The organism is Falsiroseomonas algicola (assembly GCF_011040385.1).
GTDB lineage: Bacteria > Pseudomonadota > Alphaproteobacteria > Acetobacterales > Acetobacteraceae > Falsiroseomonas > Falsiroseomonas algicola.
This window is the reverse complement of sequence record NZ_JAAIKB010000005.1, coordinates 394091-414313: the sequence shown is the minus strand read 5'-3', so window position 1 is coordinate 414313 and position 20223 is coordinate 394091. Positions and strand designations below refer to the sequence as shown.

At 72.6% G+C, this 20223-nt stretch carries 21 protein-coding genes and 1 pseudogene; 17 read left to right on the top strand and 5 right to left on the bottom strand.

Annotated features, from left to right (window positions below; genetic code table 11):
- Positions 1–69 precede the first annotated feature (69 nt).
- Positions 70–1401, top strand: coding sequence for a capsule biosynthesis protein (locus tag G3576_RS15465; protein ID WP_207622828.1), 1332 nt, complete (start codon positions 70–72; stop codon positions 1399–1401).
- Here G3576_RS15465 and G3576_RS15460 read toward each other — a convergent pair.
- Entirely contained in the window at positions 1373–2146 is a 774-nt protein-coding gene (locus G3576_RS15460) for an SDR family NAD(P)-dependent oxidoreductase (protein ID WP_328729186.1), read from the bottom strand. The two genes, G3576_RS15465 and G3576_RS15460, sit on opposite strands and share 29 nt — an antisense overlap.
- Positions 2147–2160: 14 nt before the next feature.
- The gene (locus G3576_RS32590; protein ID WP_164695305.1) at positions 2161–4020 is read right to left on the bottom strand and encodes a capsular polysaccharide export protein, LipB/KpsS family; all 1860 of its coding nucleotides are present in this window, start codon (positions 4018–4020) and stop codon (positions 2161–2163) included.
- Between the two features lie 364 nt (positions 4021–4384).
- Between G3576_RS32590 and G3576_RS15450 the strand changes: the two genes are divergently transcribed.
- From G3576_RS15450 to G3576_RS15415, 8 genes are all read left to right on the top strand, one after another.
- A complete protein-coding gene (locus G3576_RS15450) occupies positions 4385–4624 on the top strand; it encodes a DVU3141 family protein (RefSeq protein WP_235951956.1) in 240 nt (79 codons plus the stop codon).
- Positions 4621–5448, top strand: coding sequence for an ABC transporter permease (locus tag G3576_RS15445; RefSeq protein WP_164695303.1), 828 nt, complete (start codon positions 4621–4623; stop codon positions 5446–5448). The genes G3576_RS15450 and G3576_RS15445 overlap by 4 nt, the downstream gene beginning before the upstream one ends.
- Positions 5449–5459: 11 nt before the next feature.
- Positions 5460–6110 (top strand): ABC transporter ATP-binding protein, encoded by a 651-nt coding sequence (locus G3576_RS15440; protein ID WP_164695302.1) that lies wholly within the window; start codon positions 5460–5462, stop codon positions 6108–6110.
- Between the two features lie 46 nt (positions 6111–6156).
- Entirely contained in the window at positions 6157–7287 is a 1131-nt protein-coding gene (locus G3576_RS15435; RefSeq protein ID WP_328729184.1) for a capsule biosynthesis protein, read from the top strand.
- A gap of 1 nt (position 7288) precedes the next feature.
- Positions 7289–9091, top strand: coding sequence for a polysaccharide biosynthesis/export family protein (locus G3576_RS15430; protein ID WP_235951954.1), 1803 nt, complete (start codon positions 7289–7291; stop codon positions 9089–9091).
- Positions 9092–9235: 144 nt separating this feature from the next.
- Entirely contained in the window at positions 9236–10204 is a 969-nt protein-coding gene (locus tag G3576_RS15425) for a tripartite tricarboxylate transporter substrate binding protein (protein ID WP_164695300.1), read from the top strand.
- Between the two features lie 137 nt (positions 10205–10341).
- Positions 10342–11130 carry a hypothetical protein gene (locus G3576_RS15420; protein ID WP_164695299.1) on the top strand — a complete coding sequence of 263 codons (789 nt, stop codon included), beginning with the start codon at positions 10342–10344 and terminating at the stop codon, positions 11128–11130.
- 56 nt (positions 11131–11186) lie between these two features.
- Positions 11187–12188 carry a CorA family divalent cation transporter gene (locus G3576_RS15415; RefSeq protein WP_164695298.1) on the top strand — a complete coding sequence of 334 codons (1002 nt, stop codon included), beginning with the start codon at positions 11187–11189 and terminating at the stop codon, positions 12186–12188.
- On the opposite strand, the gene G3576_RS15410 is transcribed toward G3576_RS15415, so the two are convergent.
- Positions 12183–12617 carry a nucleoside deaminase gene (locus G3576_RS15410; RefSeq protein ID WP_164695297.1) on the bottom strand — a complete coding sequence of 145 codons (435 nt, stop codon included), beginning with the start codon at positions 12615–12617 and terminating at the stop codon, positions 12183–12185. The genes G3576_RS15415 and G3576_RS15410 overlap by 6 nt on opposite strands.
- Positions 12618–12685: 68 nt before the next feature.
- Here G3576_RS15410 and G3576_RS15405 point away from each other — a divergent pair, with 68 nt between their 5' ends.
- From G3576_RS15405 to rsmD, 3 genes and pseudogenes are all read left to right on the top strand, one after another.
- Positions 12686–13399 (top strand): gamma-glutamyl-gamma-aminobutyrate hydrolase family protein, encoded by a 714-nt coding sequence (locus G3576_RS15405; RefSeq protein WP_164695296.1) that lies wholly within the window; start codon positions 12686–12688, stop codon positions 13397–13399.
- 8 nt (positions 13400–13407) lie between these two features.
- Positions 13408–14169 (top strand): annotated as a pseudogene (locus G3576_RS15400) (pseudouridine synthase); the annotation flags it as partial.
- A gap of 130 nt (positions 14170–14299) precedes the next feature.
- A complete protein-coding gene (gene rsmD, locus G3576_RS15395; protein ID WP_235951952.1) occupies positions 14300–14857 on the top strand; it encodes a 16S rRNA (guanine(966)-N(2))-methyltransferase RsmD in 558 nt (185 codons plus the stop codon).
- Between the two features lie 3 nt (positions 14858–14860).
- On the opposite strand, the gene G3576_RS15390 is transcribed toward rsmD, so the two are convergent.
- Entirely contained in the window at positions 14861–15787 is a 927-nt protein-coding gene (locus tag G3576_RS15390) for a LysR family transcriptional regulator (RefSeq protein WP_164695293.1), read from the bottom strand.
- A 74-nt stretch (positions 15788–15861) separates the two neighbouring features.
- Here G3576_RS15390 and G3576_RS15385 point away from each other — a divergent pair, with 74 nt between their 5' ends.
- From G3576_RS15385 to G3576_RS15370, 4 genes are read left to right on the top strand one after another with little or no spacing between them, the layout of a single operon-like run.
- Complete coding sequence (locus G3576_RS15385; RefSeq protein ID WP_164695292.1) at positions 15862–16458, top strand: NAD(P)-binding domain-containing protein; 597 nt, start codon at positions 15862–15864, stop codon at positions 16456–16458.
- The gene (locus G3576_RS15380) at positions 16455–17216 is read left to right on the top strand and encodes a type 1 glutamine amidotransferase domain-containing protein (protein WP_164695291.1); all 762 of its coding nucleotides are present in this window, start codon (positions 16455–16457) and stop codon (positions 17214–17216) included. The genes G3576_RS15385 and G3576_RS15380 overlap by 4 nt, the downstream gene beginning before the upstream one ends.
- A 4-nt stretch (positions 17217–17220) precedes the next feature.
- On the top strand, positions 17221–18015 hold the full coding sequence (locus G3576_RS15375; protein ID WP_164695290.1) for an alpha/beta fold hydrolase: 795 nt from the start codon (positions 17221–17223) through the stop codon (positions 18013–18015).
- Positions 18016–18028: 13 nt separating this feature from the next.
- Complete coding sequence (locus tag G3576_RS15370) at positions 18029–18391, top strand: GFA family protein (RefSeq protein ID WP_164695289.1); 363 nt, start codon at positions 18029–18031, stop codon at positions 18389–18391.
- Positions 18392–18393: 2 nt separating this feature from the next.
- Here G3576_RS15370 and G3576_RS15365 read toward each other — a convergent pair whose 3' ends face one another.
- Entirely contained in the window at positions 18394–19755 is a 1362-nt protein-coding gene (locus tag G3576_RS15365; protein ID WP_164695288.1) for a glycosyltransferase family 4 protein, read from the bottom strand.
- A 172-nt stretch (positions 19756–19927) separates the two neighbouring features.
- On the opposite strand from G3576_RS15365, the gene G3576_RS15360 reads away from it, so the two are divergent.
- The gene (locus G3576_RS15360; protein ID WP_164695287.1) at positions 19928–20092 is read left to right on the top strand and encodes a hypothetical protein; all 165 of its coding nucleotides are present in this window, start codon (positions 19928–19930) and stop codon (positions 20090–20092) included.
- Positions 20093–20223 lie beyond the last annotated feature (131 nt).

Here is a 20223-nt window from a genome sequence, read left to right as displayed (position 1 = left end):
CCGCGTGAAACCGCCCGTCACGGTCCCGGCATTGACAGGCGCGGCACCGATGATGGCTATGTCGGCCCCATGTCATCGATTAACGCGTCGCCATCACCCTCGCCTGCCCGCGACGCGACCCAGGACGCCCCCCGCCAGGGTTCCCGACGCTTCCTGTTCCTCCAGGGACCGATCAGCCCCTTCTTCCTGGAAGTGGCGCGCGGCCTCGCCGCGCGGGGCCATGGCGTGCACCGGATCAACCTCTGCCTCGGGGATCGCCTCTTCTGGGGCCGGGTGGAGGGCCAGCCCAAGGCCATCGACTACCAGGGTCGGCCGGAGGACTGGCCCGGCTTCATCGAGGGCTTCCTGGACCGCCACGGCATCACCGACATCCTGCTGCTGGGCGAGCAGCGCGCCTATCACCGCGCCGCCATCACCGCCGCCGCGTCACGCGGCATCGCCGTGGTGGTGACGGATTTCGGCTATTTCCGCCCGGACTGGATCACGCTGGAGCGGGACGGCATGGGCGGCGACAGCCGCTTCCCCCGCGACCCTGCCGAGATCCGGGCGCTGGCGCGGTCGCTGCCGCCGGCCGACCTGACGGAAAGGCTGCGCGACGATTTCGGCCGGCAGGCGAGCTGGGACGTGATCTACCACCTCGCCGCCATCGCCCCCTGGCCCTTCCGCCACTACCGGTCACACCAGCTGCACCACCCCGCCATCACCTATTGGGGCATCGCCCGCCGGCTGCTGCGCCGGGGCGCGGAGCGGGCGGAGGGGGAACGCGCGCTGGCCGCGATCGGCAACCGCCCCTACTGGCTCTTCGCCATGCAGATGGAGACCGATTTCTCCGTCCGCGCCTATTCCCGCTACCCGGATCTCGACACCCCCATCGCGGAGACGCTGGCCTCCTTCGCCGCCCATGCGGCGCCGGAGGCACATCTGCTGCTGAAGGCCCATCCCCTCGATCCCTGCGTGAAGGACTGGACCGCGCGGATCGGCCGGCTGGCGGCGGCGGCGGGGCTTTCCGGGCGCGTGCACCTGGCGCATGGCGGCAGCCTGGATGACATGGTCAACGGCATGCAGGGCCTGGTCACCATCAACAGCACGGTCGGGCTGAAGGCGCTGGTCTTCGGCAAGCCGGTGAAGGCGCTGGGCACCGCGGTCTGGGATGTACCGGGGCTGACCCACCAGGGGTCGCTCGACAGCTTCTGGACCGAAGCCGCGCCACCCGAGCCCGATTTCCGCGCCGATTTCCTGGCGGCGCTGCAGGCGACGACGCAGCTCCGCGGCGTCTTCTACGCGCCCGCGGGCCGCGCCATCGCCGTCGCCGCGGCGGTGGAGGCGCTGCACGCCGACCGCGTCGGCGCCGGCCTGCCCGCGCGCGCGCCGATCATCCCAGGCTATCCGCTTCCGGCGTGACGCGGAAGCGCATCAGCCGCACCGCCCGGTCGCCGAGGAAGGGCGGCAGCAGGCCGAGCAGCCGCAGGCCGAGCGCCATCGGCCAGGGGAAGCCGAGACGCGGCACGCCGAGCAGCAGCGCGCGATGCACCTTGGCGGCCGCCTCCTCCGTCCCCAGCAGCAAGGGGCGCGCGCCGTGGAAGCGGTCTCCCATGGCGCTCCGGAAGAAGCCGGGCGTGATCACCGTCACGCGGAGGCCGCGCGGCCCTTCCGCGGCGCGCAGCCCCTCGCCCCAGGCGATCAGCCCGGCCTTGCTGGCGCAATAGGCCGGGAAATCCGGCAGGCCGCGGAAGCCCGCGATGCTGGCCACCAGCGCCACCTGCCCCGCCCGCCGCGCCCGCATCGCCGGCAGCAGGGGAGAGACCAGGTTGATGGCACCGACCAGGTTGACCATCACCTGCCGCGCCGCCGCCGCCCCATCCTCCGGCGTCCCATCCGGCGCCCGCCCGGCGGAGGTGCCGGCATTGGCGATCACCAGATCCACCGCGCCCGCTGCCTCGAAGCCCAGCACCGCCTCGGCCACGCAAGCGGCATCGGTCACGTCCGCGACGGCGATCTCCACCGCCGCCCCCGCCGCGCGGCATTCCGCCGCCACGCCTTCCAGCGCCGCTCGGCTGCGGGCCAGCAGCAGCAGCCGCATCCCCGGCGCCGCGAAGCGGCGCGCCAGTGCGGCGCCAAGGCCCCGCGACGCCCCGCTGATGACCACCGACCGCGCTTCCTTCATCGCCACCCCCTCAGGCGCGCGACGCCGCGCCGGATCCAGCCTTCCGCCGCCCGGATGGCGGAAAACCGGCCGGGCGGGAACAGGCCGGGCTGCCCCATCCGGTCCAGCAGCACTTCCGGCGGGCAGGGCAGCAGGGTCAGCGGATCGATGCAGCGGGGGTAGAGGACCAGCGAAGCGGCGACCAGCTCATCGAGCGTCGCGCGCCGCCTCCGCGGCGGGGCGCCCGGCGGCAGGGCCCCCCGATCCTCGGTCAGCCCCCAGCCCGCATAGAAGGGCATCCCCCAGCAGGTGACGGGCAGGCCGCGCAGCAGCGCCTCGAACCCCGTCAGCGAGGTCAGGGTATGCACCGCATCGACGCGGTCGAGCAGCGCCGCCATGGGCGCGCGCTCCGCCACCTGGTCGGCCAGCCCCGCCAACTCGGCCTTCGGGATGCGGCCGCGGCGGAACCCGGCCTCGATGTCCGGATGCGGCTTGTAGACGATGAACGCATCGGGCGCCGCCGCCCGCACCGCGCGCAGCAGGTCGATGTTGCGCCGGATGGCGCCGCCGCCGAGCCGCACGGAGGCATCGTCCTCCACCTGCCCCGGCACCAGCACTACCTGCCGGCCCGGCGGCGCCGCGATGGAAGGCGCCGCGCCGCCAAGGTTGTACTTGGTGATGCCCCGCGCCACGACCGCCGCGCGCAGCGCCGCCGCGCGAGCCAGGACATCCGGCGCGAAGCCTCCCGCCTCGATCAGCCGCGTGAGGTCGCTCGGCGCGGCCGGGTCGAAATAGGCGCCGCCGGAATCGAGGGTGAAGGAGGCGCCCGGCCGGAAGGCGGCGCCGAGCCCGGCGGAGCGGATGAAGCCATCCTCCAGCCAGCGCAGCTCCACCCCCGCCGCCGCGCAGCGCGCGCGCAGGTCAGCGGGCGCGGAGGCTGCCCAGGCCAGCACCGCGCCGCCCCGCGCCTTCGCCGCCGCGATGGCGGGCATCGCGCGGCCATGGAAGCCCGGCGCCGGTCCGGATGACGCCAGCAGCGCCCGCACCCGGTCCCGCTTGTAGGGATGCACGCCGAGGCAGGCGGCGATGCCGCGCGCCTCCGCCTCCCGCTCCCGCCACAGCGCCAGGATCGCCAGGCCCTGCTCGATCGAGCAGGGCCGGCGCGTGAAGGGATCAGCGGCGCGGGTGGCGGCCACGATGGCGGCCCAGGTCTCGGCGGGATCGGCGCCGGCCAGCGGCCCATCCGCCACCGGCACCCCCGCCGCCAGCGCGAGCAGGGCCAGCGGGCGGGAGGCGCCATGGATGGAGGCCGCACCCGCCAGCAAGGCCCAGGGCGACAGGCGCGGCAGGTCGGCCGGCGGCAGCACGGGCGGGCCGTCTGCGAAGGGGTCCGGCGCCACGACGACCTCCCGCGCCGCAGCCCGCAGCGCCGCGAGGCGGGCCTGGGCTGCCGGCGCCTCCGCAGGGTCGCAGGGATCGATGAGCAGCGCAGCGCCCGGCCGGACGGCGCCGGTCTCCGGCAGCCCCGCCGGCGCTCCGATGCGCCCGGCTGCCATCGCCGCCATCACTCGTCGCGCCAGCGCCAGGTCTGGCCGCGCCGGAGGATGCCTGAGCGCGGCCCCCAGCGGATCCGGCCCCGGGCCGACCACCAGCAGGACCGGGACCTCCCGCCCCGCGAGCCGGGAGGGGCGGAAGGGCCCTGGCGTCCAGGCCAGCGGAGCGCCGAGACCCTCCGGCGCCGCATCGGGGGGGGCATCGCCCGCCGCCAGCACCCGGCGTTCCGGCCAGAAGGATGGCAGGTGGGGCAGCGCCGCGAGCACCGGGGCGGGAAGGCGGAGCGGTGGGGCGGTCGTGGCTGGGGCTTCGGGAGGCGGCACGCGCCGAGACTAGCACCGGGCGGCCCGCAAGTCGGCCCCGGCGCCGGATGCACGGCCACCGACCGGAAACGCAGCGCAATGAAGGGACTAGCCCACTCGCAGCATGTTCCGAAAGCGGTTTGCGTTTTGCGTCGGGCTGTTGGTTCCGCTAAACTCCGCGGCATGGAACAAGCCATCGCGATCAAATGCCGTGATTGACGCCGCCTGGACACCCCGTTCCACGTCGTGGCGGCTCCGCGGCCGAATGCTGCCGGGGGTCCTGCTCGGGGCCGGACTGATGCTGTCCGGCTGCGCCGGCGGCCTGTCATTCAACCGGGGCTCGCCAGGCGCTGCCCCCGCCGCGGCCGTTCCTCCGTCGGACCCGTTGCTGGCCTTCGTCGCCCGGTCGCAGCCCGGTGCGCAGGACCGCATCGTGCTGGCCAGCGGTCAACCGGCCTCCGTCCGCCTCGTGCGCGCCTACAACGCCGCCAGCGGCCGCGAATGCCGTGAGGTGGCCGTGGGCACCGGCATGGCGGAGCGTCCGCGGGTGATCTGCGCGACCCCGGATGGTGGCTGGGCGGAGACGCGGACGCTGCTGCGCGGCGGCGGGATCCCGCGACCGTGAGCGTCACAGCGGATGGGGGGCAGGCCCTGCCGAGCCGCCCCCAGGGGCTTGCCCGCATCCGCAAGGGATTCCGGATCCAGGGCCGCGTCATCCACGCGCTGGCGCTCCGCGAACTCACGACCCGCTTCGGCCGCAACCAGCTCGGCTTCGTGTGGCTGGTGCTCGAACCCCTGATGCTCGCCACAATGGTGGCGCTGCTGCACTGGCTCTTCAGGCACGATGCGGGCGGTCCGATCCCGGTCTTCATGTTGTATGTCATCGGCTACGCGCCCTATTTCGCGTTCCGCGCCATCGTGAACCGAGCGTGCTCCGCCTTCCACGCCAACATGACGCTCATGTACCACCGGCAGGTCAGGCTGACCGACGTGGTGGTGGCGCGAAACCTGCTCGAGGCCTGTGCGGTCACGGCCGCACTCGTCCTCGTCATCGGCAGCGCCGCCTGGCTGGTGGACATGGTCCCGGCGAACATTCCGCTCATCGTGCTCGGGCTCGTGCTGATCTTTCTCTTCGCCAACGGCCTCGCCATGCTGGCCGCCGCCGGCGCCGCCCGATGGGAAGTCGTGGACCGCATCGTCCATCCCATGACCTACCTGATGCTGCCGATTTCCGGCGCCTTCACGCCCGCCGCCCGACTGCCACCGAGCTGGCGGGAGATTCTGCTCTGGAACCCCCAGGCCAACATGCATGAGATGGTGCGGGAAGGCATGTTCGGCGACCTGATCGTCAGCCACTACTACCTGTTCTACACCGTCTCCTGCGTTCTCGTGGTCAACATGCTGGGCCTCGCCGCGCTGCGCGCGGTCCGCCCCAAGCTCGAATTCTGACGGGCCGGCCCGTGATCATCCTCGACAACGTCTCGAAGCACTACGAAGTCCGCGGTGGTGGCCGCAAGACGGTGCTGCGCAACGTCAACGCCGTGATCCGGCCCGGCGACGCCGTCGGCATCCTCGGCCGCAACGGGACCGGCAAATCCACCCTTGTGCGCATGCTGGCCGGGGTCGAACATCCCTCCTCCGGGCGCATCGAGCGCCGCATGTCCGTCTCCTGGCCGCTCGCGCACGGGATCGGCCTGCAGGCCGCCCTGACCGGCGCCGACAACGCCCGATTCATCGCCCGCATCTACGATCACGACCTGGACGAGGTCCTGCAGCAGGTGGAAAGCTTCGCGGAACTCGGCAGCTACATGCACATGCCGGTCCGCACCTACTCCGCCGGCATGATGGGACGCCTGCTGCTCGGCCTTTCCTTCGCCGTGAACTTCGACTGCTACCTGATCGACGAGATCACCGCCGCGGGCGATGCACGTTTCGTCGCGCGGGCGCAGGAAATGCTGTCAGCCAAGACAAGGGGCCGTACACTGGTCCTGGTCAGCCACGTGCCTGAACATCTGAAGATCTACTGCCGGACCGCAGCGGTGCTGAGCCATGGCAGCCTGACCTTCTTCGAGGACATCGATGAAGCTGTCGCCACCTATAAGGCCCTCTGAGACCCTTCCCGCCACGGGGGTCGAGGATTCGCGCATCCCGCCACGCGTGCCGCCCCAGAAGCGGCGCCGACGAAGCCTGCTGCCCCGCGGCCCGATGGGGTGGTACGCCCTGCTCGTCCTGCTGCCGAGCCTGCTGGTCGGCACCTACTACGTGACCTACGCCGCGGACCTCTTCGAATCGGAAGCCAAGCTCCTGGTGCGCAGCCGCGGCGGCGGGGGCGCGGCCAGCCCCGCCAGCGTGCTCGCGGCCGTGACCGGCGGCGGGGGCGGGCGCGGCGGCATGGACGAAGCGCGGGCCGTCGCCGCCTTCATCGACAGCGTCGACGCGATCAACGGCCTGCAACGGACGCTCGACCTGTCCACCATCTGGCGCCGGCCGGAGGCCGACCTGGTCAGCCGCCTGCGCCAGGAGGAACCGCTGGCCGAGCAGCTGCTGCGCTACTACCGTCGCCGGGTCACGATCAGCTACGATATCGAGACCAATATCAGCACGCTTCGCGTGCTGGCGTATCGGCCGGGCGACTCCAAGGACATCGCGGAAGGCCTGATCGCCCTGGCCGAGGATCTCGTGAACCGCTTCTCCGCCCGCACCGCGGCCGATTCCATCCGCGTCGCGCGGGAGGAAGTGGAGATCGCCGAGCGGCGCGTGTCGGCGGCGCGGGAGGCGCTGACCACCTTCCGCGAGCGCGAACAGGCGCTCGATCCCACGCGCAGCGCCGGCGCGGCGGTGGAGAACGTGACGCGCCTCGAGGCGCTGCTGGCCCAGACCCGGGCGGAGCTGCAGGAGAAGCGCGCCTTCATGCGCCCGGACAACCCGCAGATCCAGGTCCTCAACAACCGCATCGCCGCCCTCGTCGCGCAGGTCGCCGCCGAACGCGCGCGCAGCACGCGCGGGGAGGAAGGGCTGACGCAGCAGCTCTCCGGCTACGAGCGCCTCCAGCTCGAACGCGAATTCGCGGAGAAGCAGCTCACCTCCGCCATCTCCTCCCTCGAAGCTGCGCGGGCCGAGGCGCAGCGCCAGGCGGTCTTCCTGATGCGCGTCGTGCAGCCCAACCTGCCGGAACGCGCCAACCATCCCAGGGCCTTCTTCAACACGCTGACCGTCTTCGCCGGCCTGACCGTCCTGTTCGGGATCGGCTGGCTGATGGTGGCCGGCGCGCGGGAACATGCGAGCTGACATGACGGATACCGCCTACCCCAGCCGCCCGGCGCGCCGCGCGCCCGGTGCGGCCTGCCTGCTCCTCGCCGGCCTGATGCTGCTGCCAGCCGTGGCGCGGGCCCAGGTTTCCGCCCCCTCGCTGCCGTCGCGCACCACCACCAGCACGGCACCGGCGGCGCCCGCCCCCACCACGGCGGCCCCGTCCGGCCCCTCCGGCGGGATCCCCGCCCTGAATGCGGGGGACATGATCTCCACCTCCCGCGCCGGTTCCGCCACCGCCGCGGAGGGCGGGCCGATCGCGGTCGGCCCGATCGGCGAGCCGGGTCGCCGCGCGGGGCCCGCCACCGTCGTCTTCGGCGCCTCCCTCTTCACTCGCGGCAGCCCCGCCGCCTCCGACACGCCCAATCCCAACTACACCATCCTGCCGGGCGACCGCGTCTCCATCACCGTGTGGGGCTTCGTGGAGGCCTCCGTCGTCACGACGGTCGATGTGGACGGCAACATCTTCATCCCGCAGGTCGGCCCGGTGCGCGTGGCCGGCACGCGGGCCGGCGACATCCAGCGCCTCGTGGAATCGGAAGTCCGGCGCGTCTACTCCCAGCAGGTCCAGGTCTATGCCGTCCTGCTCTCCGCGGGCCAGGTCGGCGTCTTCGTCACCGGCCAGGTGCGCACGCCTGGCCGCCACCTCGGCTCCGCCTCCGAATCCGTGCTCGACTACCTCGCGCGCGCCGGCGGCGTGGACCCCGGCCGCGGCTCCTACCGCGACATCGTCGTCAACCGCGGCGGCCGGCCGGTCGCGCGGATCGACCTCTACCGCTTCCTGCTCTCCGGCGAATTGCCGCGCATCACGCTGCAGCAGGGCGACACCATCCTGGTCCCGGCCCAGGGCGCCATGGTCGGCGCCGATGGCGCGGTCCGCAACAACTTCCTCTTCGAGGTGACGGGCCGCACCATGCCGGGGTCGGAGTTGATCCGCCTCGCCGCGCCGCTGCCCTCCGCCACCAACGCGGTCATCCGCGGCACGCGCAACAGCCAGCCCTTCTCCCGCTACACCACCATCCGCGAACTCGCCGGCGTCCAGCTGATGGACCAGGACGTCGTGACCTTCATCACCGACTCGCCGCCAGCCACGGTGCGCGTCTCCGTCGAGGGCAGCCGCATCGGCCCCTCCGTGCTGATCGCGGACCGTGACACCACGCTCTGCACCCTGCTCGACTACGTCGCGGTGGACCCGATCCTCGCGAATACCCGTGGCATCTTCCTGCTCCGTCCCTCGGTCGCCGCCCAGCAGGCGCGCGTGATCAACGAGGCGATGGACCGGCTGGAACGGCAGCTCTTCCTCACGATCTCGCCGACCACCGGCGTGGCGGAGGTGCGAGCCTCCGAAGCGCAGCTCGTCTCCAGCTACATCAGCCGCGCCCGCCGCACGCAGCCGGAAGGTCGCCTGGTTGTGATGGACCGCGGTGGCCGCTGCGCCGATGTGCGGCTGGAGGATGGCGACGTCATCGTCATCCCCGAACGCGTGCAGACCGTGCTCGTCTCCGGCGAGGTGACGGCCCCCCAGGCCATCATCTGGCGTCCCAACATGACGCTGCAGGATTATATCCGCCAGGCCGGCGGTCTCGCGGAACGTGGCGGCGACAACCAGCTGATGATCCGCCGCGCCAGCGGCGAGCTGATCCTGGAGCCGACGGAGCCGCCGCAACCCGGCGACGAGTTGATCGCGCTGCCGCGCCTGGACCCGAAGAACTTCCAGCTGACGCGCGACCTGCTGAACCTCATCTTCCAGTCGGCGCTGTCGGCCCGCGTCTTCGCGAACTGACGACGCCATCCCGACGGGGCTGGAAACGGGCGCTGGCCGAAAGGTCAGCGCCCTTCCTGTTGCGGGCGGCCCCCGCCCGCGATAGGCAGGATGGCAGACGACCGGCCCCGAGAGGCCGGCACCATCCAGGGAGGCTCCGCAACCATGATCCACCATCTCGGCCGTCGCACGGCCCTCGGCCTCGGCGCCTCGCTGCTCGCCGCGCCGGCGCTCCGCGCGCAGGGCCGCTTCCCCGACAAGCCCATCCGCCTGGTGGTGCCCTGGGCGGCCGGCGGCACCACGGACATCCAGATGCGCGTGCTGGCCGAACAGGCGGCGCGACGCCTCGGCCAGCCCGTCATCATCGAGAACAAGGGCGGCGCGGGCGGCATCCTCGGCGCCCAGCAGATGCTGAACGAACGGCCCGACGGCTACACCATCACCCAGATGCCGATCAGCGTCTTCCGCCATCCGCAGATGGCGCAGCGCGCGCTGTTCAATCCGCTCGAGGATTTCTCCTACATCATCCACCTCACCGGCTATCTCTTCGGCGTGGTGGTGAAGGCGGATGCGCCCTGGAACACCTTCCAGGAATTCCTGGACCACGCCAAGGCGAATCCCGGCCGCGTCACCTACGGCACGCCCGGCGTCGGCACCTCGCTGCACATCACCATGGAACAGATCGCCGGCGCGCGCGGCATCGAATGGGTGCACGTCCCCTTCCGCGGCTTCAGCGAGAACGTGACCTCGCTGCTCGGCGGCCAGACCACGGCGCTCGCCGACAGTTCCGGCTGGTCGGAGATGGTGCAGGCCGGGCGGCTCAAGCTGCTGGTGACCTGGAGTGCCGAGCGCGCCAAGCGCTTCCCCAACGTGCCGACGCTGCGGGAGAGTGGCATCGACATCGTCAGCGCCAGCCCCTACGGCCTGGCCGGCCCCAAGGGCATGAATGCGGAGGTGGTCCGCGTGCTGCACGACGCCTTCAAGGAAGCGCTGACGGACCCCGCGCACATGGCGATCCTGGACCGCTTCGACATGGCGCCGATGTATCTCGGCCCCGATGAATACGCGGCCGAGGCGCGGCGCAGCTATGCGACGGAAGGCGAGATGATCCGCAAGCTCGGCCTCCGCCTCTGAACACGGCGCCTCTGACGACCGCGCATATCCGCTGCGGGGATGACCTCCGCCCCCGCCTGGCCGCCAGCGGCTGGGCGGGGGAATACCTGCCGATCAGCGATCCCGTCTGCGTCGGCGCCGTCAACGACGAACCGCTGATGGCCTATCTCGGGCTGCGCGCCCGCGTCATCGCGCTGCATGCGAAGACCGACCTGCAGGAGGCGCGGCTTCGCCTCGGGCGCGAATACATGGCGCTGAACGCGCTCGATCGCTTCGACCGCGTGCTGCTGTGGTTCGAGCATGACCTCTGGGACCAGGCGGTGCTGATCCGCGTCCTGTCCCTGCTGGCGGGGCGGCGGGGGCTGGAGGGGAAGCTCTTCCTCATGCCCGCCGACGGCAAGCGCCCCTTCATGGCGCTGCCCGACACGGAACTCGCCGCGCTGGACCCGCAGCCGCTGACGCTCGCGCAGCTGGAAGCCGGTGCCGAGGCCTGGGCGGCTTTCGCCGATCCGGACCCCGAGGCTCTGGACCGCCTCTGGCGCCGCGCGACGCCGCTGCCGCACCTCGCCCATGCCATGCGCCGCCACCTGCAGGACCTGCCCTGGCGCGCCGACCGGCTGGCGCTGACGGAACGCCAGGTGCTGCGCGCGGTGGCGGAGGGCGCCACGAGCCTCTCGGCCGTCGTGCAGGCGCAGCACGCGGCGGACGCCACCTTCCCGCAGACCGACCTGATGCTGCTCGACATCCAGGCGCGCCTCTCCGCCGGCCCGTTGCGGCTGCTCACGCCTGGCGAGGCCTGGGCGCTGACCGATCGCGGCCGCGCCGTGCTGGCGGGCGAGGAGAAGCACCGCCCCCCGCCCCGCTTCCAGGGCGCCGTCCCGATCCGCCCCGACCCGCCCTGGCAATGGGACCCGCGCGCGACCGGCGTGCATCGCGCCGCAGGCTGAAGCCTGTCATCCCGCTGCGGTCGCAGCTTCTGGCGCACCCATGCTAGCGCGCCGCCATGGATCACCCGCCCCTCCCCCGCTGCCACGGCCTGATCGCCGGCTGGCGATTCGACGGCGCCGGCGCCCAGCCGATGTCCGCGGCAGCGGTGGAAGGATGGATCGCCACCGGGATGGCGGAACCCGCCTGGCTGCATCTCGACCTCGTCGATGCCCGCGCGCGGCTCTTCATCCAGGCGCTGGCGGCGCTGCCGGACAGCGCCCGCGCCGCGCTGGTGGATGCCGAGGAGGCGACGCGCATCGAGATGGCCGAGGGCGCGCTGTTCGGCTGCCTTCCCGACACGCATTACGATGCCGACCGGCCCGACCTGCCGCCCATCGGCATGCTGCATTTCGCCCTGCTGCCCGGGCTGCTGGTGACGGCGCGCCGCCATCCGCTGCGCGGCGCCCATGCGGTGATGCAATCCCTGTCGGCCACCACCCCGCCGGAAGCCCTGGCTGCCACGCTGCACGCCTCGTTGCTGGAGTTCAGCCGCCTGATCGCGGCGCTGGCGCATCGCGTCGCGCGCATCGAGGACCAGCTGCTGCGCCCGGGCGCCGAGGCCCCGCGCGATGCGCTCGCCGCCCTGCGGCGGGAGGCGCTGCGCCTCGCGCGCACCATCGATCCGCTGACGGAGGCGATGGAGGAACTGGCGGAGGAGGAGGAGACACCGGCCTGGCTGCCTGCGCTGGCCACGCCGCTGCTGCGCGAAGCCCGCCGCGCCCGCGCGGCCTCCCGCGCCCTCGCCGTCCTCCAGGATCGCGGCCGCATCGCGCAGGACCAGGCCGCGGCGCTGGCGACGGAGGAGACGAACAGGCGCCTGCTGGTGCTTTCCGTCATCTCCGCCGCCATGCTGCCCGCGAGCCTGGTCGCCGGCATCTTCGGCATGAATGTCGGCGGCGTGCCCGGCGTGCCGGCGGACGGCACCGAGGCCGGCTGGGGCTTCGCCATGGCGATGGGCTGCATCGGCGCGTCGGTCGTGGGCGTGCTGGCGGCGCTGCGGCTGGGGCGGTTGCTATGACCGGAGCGCGGCGAAGAAGTCCCGCAGCAGCGCCCCCGCCTCGCTTTCCCTGACCCCGCCCACCACCTCCGGCGCATGGTGGCAGGTGGGCTGGCCGAACAGCCGCGGGCCATGCTCCACCGCGCCGCCCTTCGGGTCATAGGCGCCGAAGACCACCCGCTTCACGCGGAAGAAGGCGATCGCCTGGGCGCACATGGCGCAGGGCTCCAGCGTGACCGTCAGCGTCGCCTCCGGCAGCAGCTTGTCGCCGGTGACGCGCGCGGCCTCCCGCAGCGCCAGCATCTCGGCATGGGCGGAGGGGTCGCGGCGGGCCTCCACCTCATTCCCCGCCACGGCGAGGACACGGCCGCTCGCATCCGTCACCACGGCGCCGACCGGCACCTCGCCCCGTGCGGCGGCCGCCCGCGCGGCGTCCAGCGCGATTTCCATGGGTGACGGCGCGTTCCGCATGGCGGCGATGCTTGCTCCGGCGCGCCCCGACCGTCTAGCAACGGGCGATGAAAAAACGCCCGGTCATCGGTGTCACCCTGGATGCGGAACCCGCCGGCGGCTGGTCGAAGCTGCCCTGGTATGCGCTGCGCCAGAACTACCTCTCCGCCGTCATCGCCGCGGGCGGCCTGCCGGTCGCGCTGCCGCACCATCCCGAACTGGCCGCCGACTACCTCGATGCCATCGACGGGCTGCTGGTCACGGGCGGCGCCTTCGATGTGGACCCGGCACTCTGGGGCGGCGGCCCGCCGCACCCGAAGGTCACGCTGAAGCCCGGCCGCACCGATTTCGAACTGGCCGCGACGCGGGCCGCCCTGGCCCGCGACATGCCCGTGCTGGGCATCTGCGGCGGCCAGCAGCTCCTCGCCGTCGCCTTCGGCGGCACACTGATCCAGCACATCCCGGATGAGGTGCCGGGCGCGCTGGCGCATGAGCAGCCGAACCCGCGGACCGAGCCGGGGCATGAGGTCGCGGTCGCGCCCGGCACGCTGCTGGCCCGCATCACCGGCACCGACCGCCTGGCCGTCAATTCCGCCCATCACCAGGCCGTCGCCACGCCCGGCACCGGCGCCGTGGTGAATGCCCGCGCCCCCGATGGCGTGGTGGAGGGCATCGAGCATCCCGGCCACCGCTTCGCCCTCGGCGTGCAATGGCACCCGGAATACGCCGTGGATCCGCGGGACCCCGTGATCCTCGCCGCCTTCGTGGAGGCCTGCCGGTGACCGACGAGATGGACGACGCCGAAGCTCCGGCCGGGGAACGCGGCGAGCGACTCGCAAAATACCTGGCCCGCGCCGGCATCGCCTCCCGCCGCGACGCCGAGAAGCTGATCGCCGAGGGCAAGGTGAAGATGAACGGCAAGGTGGTGGAAACCCCCGCCACCTTCGTCACCGAGGGCGCGCGCATCAGCGTGGATGGCAAGCCCGTCCAGCCCGCGGAGCGCACGCGGCTGTTCCGCCACCACAAGCCCGATGGCGTGGTCACCACCCACAAGGACCCGCAGGGCCGCCCGACGGTGTTCGAGCGCCTGCCGCCTGCCATCGGCCGCGTCGTCTCCATCGGCCGCCTCGACCTGACCAGCGAGGGGCTGCTGCTGCTGACCAATGACGGGGAGCTGGCGCGCAAGCTCGAGTTGCCGAGCAATGGCTGGCTTCGCCGCTACCGCGTCCGCGTCTATGGTGCGGTGGATGAAAAGTCGCTGGCCGCGCTGTCGCGCGGCATCACCGTGGATGGCGTCGCCTATGGCCCGATCGAGGCCGGGCTCGACAGCCGCCGCGGCGCCATCGCCTGGCTGACGGTGAGCCTGAAGGAAGGCAAGAACCGCGAGATCCGCCGCGTGATGCAGCATCTCGGCCTGCACGTGACGCGGCTGATCCGCACCGCCTATGGCCCCTTCCAGCTCGGCACCCTGCCCAAGGGCGGCGTCGAGGAAGTGCATCCGAAGGTGATGCGCGAACAGCTCGGCATCGGGGAGGCGCCGCAGAAGAAGCGGCGGCGGGAGCAGGAGGAGGCCGCCGCCGCGGCCGCCGCCGCGCCCCCGGAACCCGTCGCGCCAAAGCCCAAGCGCGTCCGTCCCGAGAACATCCCCCGCGCCCGCAATGCGGAACCGCCGAAGCCGAAGCATGCTGCGAATCGTCGCCGGAAGCCATCGCGGCCGTAGGCTCGCCGCGCCCCCCGGCGACACCACCCGCCCCACGGCGGAGCGCGTCCGCCAGGCGGTCTTCGACATGCTCTGGCACGCCCCCTGGGCCGGCCGGGCGGTGGTGGAGGAGGCGCGCGTGCTGGACGCCTTCGCCGGGACCGGCGCGATGGGGCTGGAGGCGCTGAGCCGCGGCGCCGCCCATGCCACCTTCATGGAGCGCGACCGCGCCGCGCTGGCGGCGCTGCGGACCAATATCGCCGCCTGCCGGGAGGAGCCCCGCGCCCGTGTCGTGGCCGGCGACGTGCTGAAGCCCCCCGCCGCCGCGGCACCCTGCGGCCTGGTCTTCCTGGACCCGCCCTACGCGCAGGACCTGATCCCGCGCGCCCTGGCCGCGCTTTCCGCCGCCGGCTGGATCGCCCCCGCCGCGCTGGTGGTGGCGGAGCTGGGGCGGGAGGAGGCGCTGGCGGCGCCCGGTTTTTCCGAAGTCGCGATGCGGGAACATGGCGCGGCGCGGGTGGTCTTCCTCCGCGCGGGCTGAACCCTACCCCGCCACCTCGGCCGCCACCGCCGCCACCTGCTCCACCAGCCAGCGCAGCCCCGCATCCCCCGCCTGCCGCTCATGCCAGGCCGCCGACAGCACGAAGGGCCGGATCGGCAGCGGCGGCGCGAAGGCACGCAGGCCGAAGCGGGGCGCGTAGTTCTCCACCACCCGCCGGGGCATCGTCACGATGGTGGGGGATGCCGCCACCGCCGCCAGCGCCGGCAGGAAGGACGGCATCGCCGCCACCACCCGCCGCCTCAGGCCCTGCCGCGCCAGCGCCGCATCCACCGTCCCCTCCAGCCCGCCGCTAAGGGACACCAGCACATGGTCCAGCGCGCAATAGAGCGGCAGGTCGATCTGCCGCCGCCGGCGCAGCCGCGGATGGTCGGGCGACCCTGCCACCAGGTAGGTCTCCTCATAGAGCCGCCGCGTCGCGATTCCCGCCGGCCGGCGCGGGAAGAAGCCCAGCGCCAGGTCCGCCTCCCCCTCCGCCAGCGCGGCCATGGCGGCATCCCGCGCATGCGGCCGGAAGGACAGGCGCAGCCCGTCGCCGGCCGCCGCGAAGCGCGCCAGCAGCGGCGGTCCGAAGCGGGAGGCTTCGTAATCGAGGCCCGTGATCCGGAAGACGCGGTCACTGGTCGCGGGATCGAAGGGCAGCGGCGGCGCCACCGCCTGCCGCGCCAGGCCCAGGACGCTCGCCACCAGCGGCGCCAATTCCAGGCATCGCGGCGTCGGCTCCACGCCACCGGGCCGGCGGATGAAGAGCGGGTCGTCGAAGATCTCCCGCAGCCGCGCCAGCGCATGGCTGACCGCCGGCGCGCTGAGGCCGAGCCGGTTCGCCACTTCCGCCAGCTTCCGGTGGCGCAGCGCCTCGTCCAGCACCAGCAGCAGCGTCAGGTCGAGGCGACGGAGTTTCATCTCGCTCATGTCGCCATTCAGAACATTCAATGGAGGAAAGTGCCAGCGGAACCCATCCTTCCCGCAACAGGAAAGGGGGCTCCATGCGCATCGGCATCATCGGCGGCGGCAATGTGGGTCAGGCACTCGCTGCCGCGCTGAGGCGCGCGGGCCACGCGCCCATCCTGCTGCTGCGGAGCCCGGGGACGGAGGACGCGCCCCTCGCGCCGCTGGCCGATGCCGCGGCCTATATCCTCGCCGTGCCCTTCGATGCCGCGGCGGAAGCCCTCGCCGCCGTCGCGCCTGGCGGCATCCCCGTGCTGGACGCCACCAACCCGCTGGCCATGGGCCCGGATGGCCTCGGCCTCTCGCTCGGCTTCGACGACAGCGGCGCCGAGCGTATCACCCGCGCCTTCCCCAGGCTGCGATTGACGAAAGTCTTCAACACCACCGGCGCCAACGTCATGGCCGATGCCGCCCGCTTCGCGCCGCGCCCCGTCATGTTCGCCGCCGGCGACGACGCCGATGCCAAGGCCATCGCGCTGCGGCTCGCCGCCGATATCGGGTTCGAGGCGGTGGATGCCGGGCCGCTCCGCGCCGCAAGGCTGCTGGAGGCGCATGCGATGCTCTGGATCGACCTCTCCATGCGGCGCGGCCTCGGCCGGGACTTCGCCTTCGCGCTGCGGCGGGCCGTGCCATGAGCCTGCGCGACCCCAACGCGCTGCGCCCGAAGCGCATCGCCATCGTCATCGCCAACCCCGCCGTCTCCACCACCACCGGCTGGCCGGTCGGCTTCTGGTGGAGCGAACTCGCGCATCCCTGGCTCGCCTTCCACGAGGCGGGCTACGCCATGGAGGTCTTCAGCCCGGATGGCGGCGCCTGCGAGGGCGATGCCTTCAGCGACCCGCGCCACGCCTCCGGCTATTCCGCCGACGACATCGTGAGCCGCGGCTTCATCGAGACGCCGCACCTCGCCGCCCTCGTCGCCGCGACGAAACCCGTCGAGGCCATCACGCTGGACGATTTCGACGCCATCCTGGTCGCCGGCGGCCAGGCGCCGATGTTCACCTATAAGGCCGCGACGACGCTGCAGCAGCGCTTCGTCGCCTTCCTGGACTCGGGAAAAGTCGCCGCCGCGCTCTGCCACGGCACCGCCATCCTCTGCCATGCCACCCGCTCCGACGGCTCGCCTATCGCGAAAGGGCGCACCGTCACCGGCTTCGCCAATGTCGAGGAAGACGCGGCGGACGAGGCCGCCTGGGCCATGGGCGCGCTGCCGCGCGACCGGCATGTGATGCCCTGGCGGATCGAGGATCGCCTGCGTGCCCAGGGCGCCAACTACGTGCAGGCCGGCGCCTGGCGCAGCTTCGCGGTGCGGGACGGCAACCTCGTCACCGGCCAGCAGAACTTCTCCGGCGGCGCCACCGCCGCCGCCGTCATCGTCGCCCTGGGAGCCTGACCGCATGATGCTTGCCCGCCGCGCCCTGCTCGCCGCGCCCCTCCTGCTCGCCACCCCCGCCCGCGCCCAGCCCCGCCCGGCCATCGTGCTGGTGCATGGCGCCTGGATGGGCGCCGCGGTCTGGGACCGCACGGCGGCGGCGCTGCGCACCGAGGGCTTCGAGGTGCTCACCCCCGAACTCCCCGCCCATGGCGCGGACCCGATGCCGGCCGCGGAAGCCTCGCTCGAGCGCTACGTCCAGGCCGTGCTGGCCGCGATCGGGGACCGCCGCGACGTGGTGCTGGTCGGCCACAGCTTCGGCGGCATCGTCGCCGCAGCGGTGGCGGAAGCGGCGCCGGAGCGCCTGCGCCGCCTGGTCTTCCTGGCCGCCTATCTCCCCGCCTCCGGCGACAGCGCCTACAGCCTGTCCCAGCGAGACCCCGGCAGCCTGGTGGGGCGCTTCTGGCGGCAGGAGGACCCGGCCCGCACCTCCCCGGCCTCGATCGCGCGGGAGGGCATCGTCGAGACCTTCTGCGCGGATTGCATCGCGGCGGATGCCGCCTGGCTGGTGGCGAACCACCGGGCGGAGCCGGTGCCGCCGCTCGCCACCCCCGTCACGCTGACGGCCGCGCGCTTCGGCGCCGTGCCCAAGGCCTATCTGGTGACGACGGAGGACCGCACCCTCACCCCCGGCTTCCAGCGCGCCATGCTGCAGGCCGCGGGGATCACGCAGGTGGCGGAACTCCCCACCTCCCACACCCCCATGCTCGCCGCGCCATCCGCGCTGGCGGCGGCCATCGCATCCCTCGCCCAGCCCTGAGGAACCCCCCCGAATGCCCTTCACCGGACAATGCCATTGCGGCGGCGTGCGCTATCGCATCACGGGGGAGGCGATCGGCGTCATCGTCTGCCACTGCCGGGACTGCCAGCAGATGCACGGCAACGCCAACGCCATGCTCGCTGCGCCGAAGGACTCCGTGCTGCTGGACGCCGCGGAGACGCTGACCTGGTATGAATCGAGCCCGAGTGCCGAACGCGGTTTCTGCACGCGCTGCGGCGGCCGCCTGTTCAAGCGGCCGCGCCAGGGCGACCGGCTGCTCGTCTCCGCCGGCACCATCGACCCGCCGACCGGGATGAAGACCATCCGCAATGTCTGGGTGGAATCGAAGGGCGACTGGTACGAGAGCCCTGGCTGAGGCTACCCCTCCTGCCCCAGCGTGATGCCGATCTTCGCATACATCGCCCGCAGCCGGACGTCGTAATGCGCGGCGTCGAAGAAGGCGGCCTGGCGCGGCCCGCGCCAGGCAAGCTCCGCGCGCAGCTCGTCATTCGCGTCCAGCGCCTGGATCGCCTCCGCCATGGCACGGGTGTCATAGGGATCCACCGTCAGCGCCGCATCGCCCACCACCTCGGGCAGGGATGACGTGTTGCTCGTCAGCACCGGCGCGCCCAGCAGCATCGCCTCCAGTGCCGGCAGGCCGAAGCCTTCGTAGAGGGAGGGGAAGAACACCGACCGCGCGCCGCGGATCAGGCTGACCAGCAGCCGGAAGGGCGCGTAGTCCAGCAGGATCACGCGGTCCCGCAGCTTGCGGGTCATGCCCTGCGGCCCCTCGAAGCGCGGATCCTCGGGATATTGCCGGTGGTCGTCCTCATACAGCAGGGCCAGTTCCTGCCGCACCTGCCAGCCATGCTTGCCGCAGATCACCAGCGGCCAGGGGCTGCCGGAGGCGAGGTAGGCCTCGATGATCCGGCCGACATTCTTCTTCGGCTCGATCGCGCCGAAGAACAGCCAGTAGCCGCCCCATTGCAGGCCGAAGGCGCCCTGCAGCTCCGCCCGGACCAGCGCCTCCGGCTTCTCCGCGAGCGCGGGCGGCACCTCCACGCATTGGTAGGTGACGGAGATGCGCTCCTCCGCCACGCCGAGCAGATTGACGATGTCGCGCTTCGACGCCTCCGACACCGTGACGATGTGGTCCGCCTCCGCCGCGATGCGCCGGCAGGTGCCGAGGTAGCGGTTCTTGGCGTCGAGCGTGGTGTAGGGCAGGCGCAGCGGCACCAGGTCGTGGATGGTGTAGATGTTCCGCGCGCCGGCCACCTTCAGCGGCAGCGGGTAGGTCCAGTGCATCACGTCCTGCCGGTCCGGCAGCTGCACCGGCAGGAACGGCCGGCTGGGCTTGGCGCGCTGCACCGCGGTGCGGAACAGGGAGGGCGCGTTCCACAGCCGGTCGGCCTCCGGCACCCGCGCCTCGAGGCCCCTTCGCACCACGCGATCGGTCCTCGGAACGGGCAAGGCCCTGGCACCGAACATCGTCTTCAGTCGTGCGCGCAGATCCTCGATCGCCTGGCGGCGCGGCGGCAGCGGCTTCGGCGTCGCGTCATAGAGGCCGACCTCCCGCAGCAGGTCGTCCCGACCCCGCGAGTTCTTCTGGCCATAGAGCACGCCCACCTCCGCGCCCAGCGCCCGCAGCCGCTGCGACAGGTTGCGGGAATAGGTCGCGACCCCCGTGCCCTGGTCCAGCGCCAGATTGTAGCCATCGATGGCGATCCGCGGCTTCAGCATCGAAGGACCTCTGTGATCGGGGTTCGCCGGGTTAAGCCCGCCCGCCGCCGCCGCCGTCAACCCGCGCCCGCGGCGATCACGGACCCGCGCGCAACCGAAACGGACAAAGCTTCCGCTGGACGGAGCCCTCCGGTTGATGCTTGATCCTCCTGCGCGCAACGGCAGGGCCAGCATGCAACCGACGGAGCGGATCGACCAGGCGGCAGCCGCCCCGCCACGCAGTGCTTCCGGCGCCGGCGTCTTCCTTGCCCACGCCGCGGCGCTGCTGCTGCGTGCCATCGCCATCGTCATCCTGGCCGCGCCCGTCGTCATCGGGCTTGTGTTGCTGGCGCGGTAGGCGGCCCTTGCGCGCGACGCACGGAAACTCGCCGCCGGCGCGCCATTGCCTTTCTTTTTCCAAAGGCCTGCGACATACCGGCGTCAGCCGCCGCTGCTGCCCCGCGGCGATCGCCGAAGCACCCGAGGTTC

What these genes read in the sequence shown, in the direction of transcription:
- G3576_RS15465 (WP_207622828.1), top strand. Translation starts at nt 70, where the DNA reads ATGTCATCGATTAACGCGTCGCCATCACCCTCGCCTGCCCGCGACGCG.
- G3576_RS15430 (WP_235951954.1), top strand. Translation starts at nt 7,289, where the DNA reads ATGACGGATACCGCCTACCCCAGCCGCCCGGCGCGCCGCGCGCCCGGT.
- G3576_RS15425 (WP_164695300.1), top strand. Translation starts at nt 9,236, where the DNA reads ATGATCCACCATCTCGGCCGTCGCACGGCCCTCGGCCTCGGCGCCTCG.
- G3576_RS15420 (WP_164695299.1), top strand. Translation starts at nt 10,342, where the DNA reads ATGGCCTATCTCGGGCTGCGCGCCCGCGTCATCGCGCTGCATGCGAAG.
- G3576_RS15415 (WP_164695298.1), top strand. Translation starts at nt 11,187, where the DNA reads ATGGATCACCCGCCCCTCCCCCGCTGCCACGGCCTGATCGCCGGCTGG.
- G3576_RS15410 (WP_164695297.1), bottom strand. Translation starts at nt 12,617, where the DNA reads ATGGAAATCGCGCTGGACGCCGCGCGGGCGGCCGCCGCACGGGGCGAG.
- G3576_RS15405 (WP_164695296.1), top strand. Translation starts at nt 12,686, where the DNA reads ATGAAAAAACGCCCGGTCATCGGTGTCACCCTGGATGCGGAACCCGCC.
- rsmD (WP_235951952.1), top strand. Translation starts at nt 14,300, where the DNA reads ATGCTGCGAATCGTCGCCGGAAGCCATCGCGGCCGTAGGCTCGCCGCG.
- G3576_RS15390 (WP_164695293.1), bottom strand. Translation starts at nt 15,787, where the DNA reads ATGAGCGAGATGAAACTCCGTCGCCTCGACCTGACGCTGCTGCTGGTG.
- G3576_RS15385 (WP_164695292.1), top strand. Translation starts at nt 15,862, where the DNA reads ATGCGCATCGGCATCATCGGCGGCGGCAATGTGGGTCAGGCACTCGCT.
- G3576_RS15380 (WP_164695291.1), top strand. Translation starts at nt 16,455, where the DNA reads ATGAGCCTGCGCGACCCCAACGCGCTGCGCCCGAAGCGCATCGCCATC.
- G3576_RS15375 (WP_164695290.1), top strand. Translation starts at nt 17,221, where the DNA reads ATGATGCTTGCCCGCCGCGCCCTGCTCGCCGCGCCCCTCCTGCTCGCC.
- G3576_RS15370 (WP_164695289.1), top strand. Translation starts at nt 18,029, where the DNA reads ATGCCCTTCACCGGACAATGCCATTGCGGCGGCGTGCGCTATCGCATC.
- G3576_RS15365 (WP_164695288.1), bottom strand. Translation starts at nt 19,755, where the DNA reads ATGCTGAAGCCGCGGATCGCCATCGATGGCTACAATCTGGCGCTGGAC.
- G3576_RS15360 (WP_164695287.1), top strand. Translation starts at nt 19,928, where the DNA reads ATGCAACCGACGGAGCGGATCGACCAGGCGGCAGCCGCCCCGCCACGC.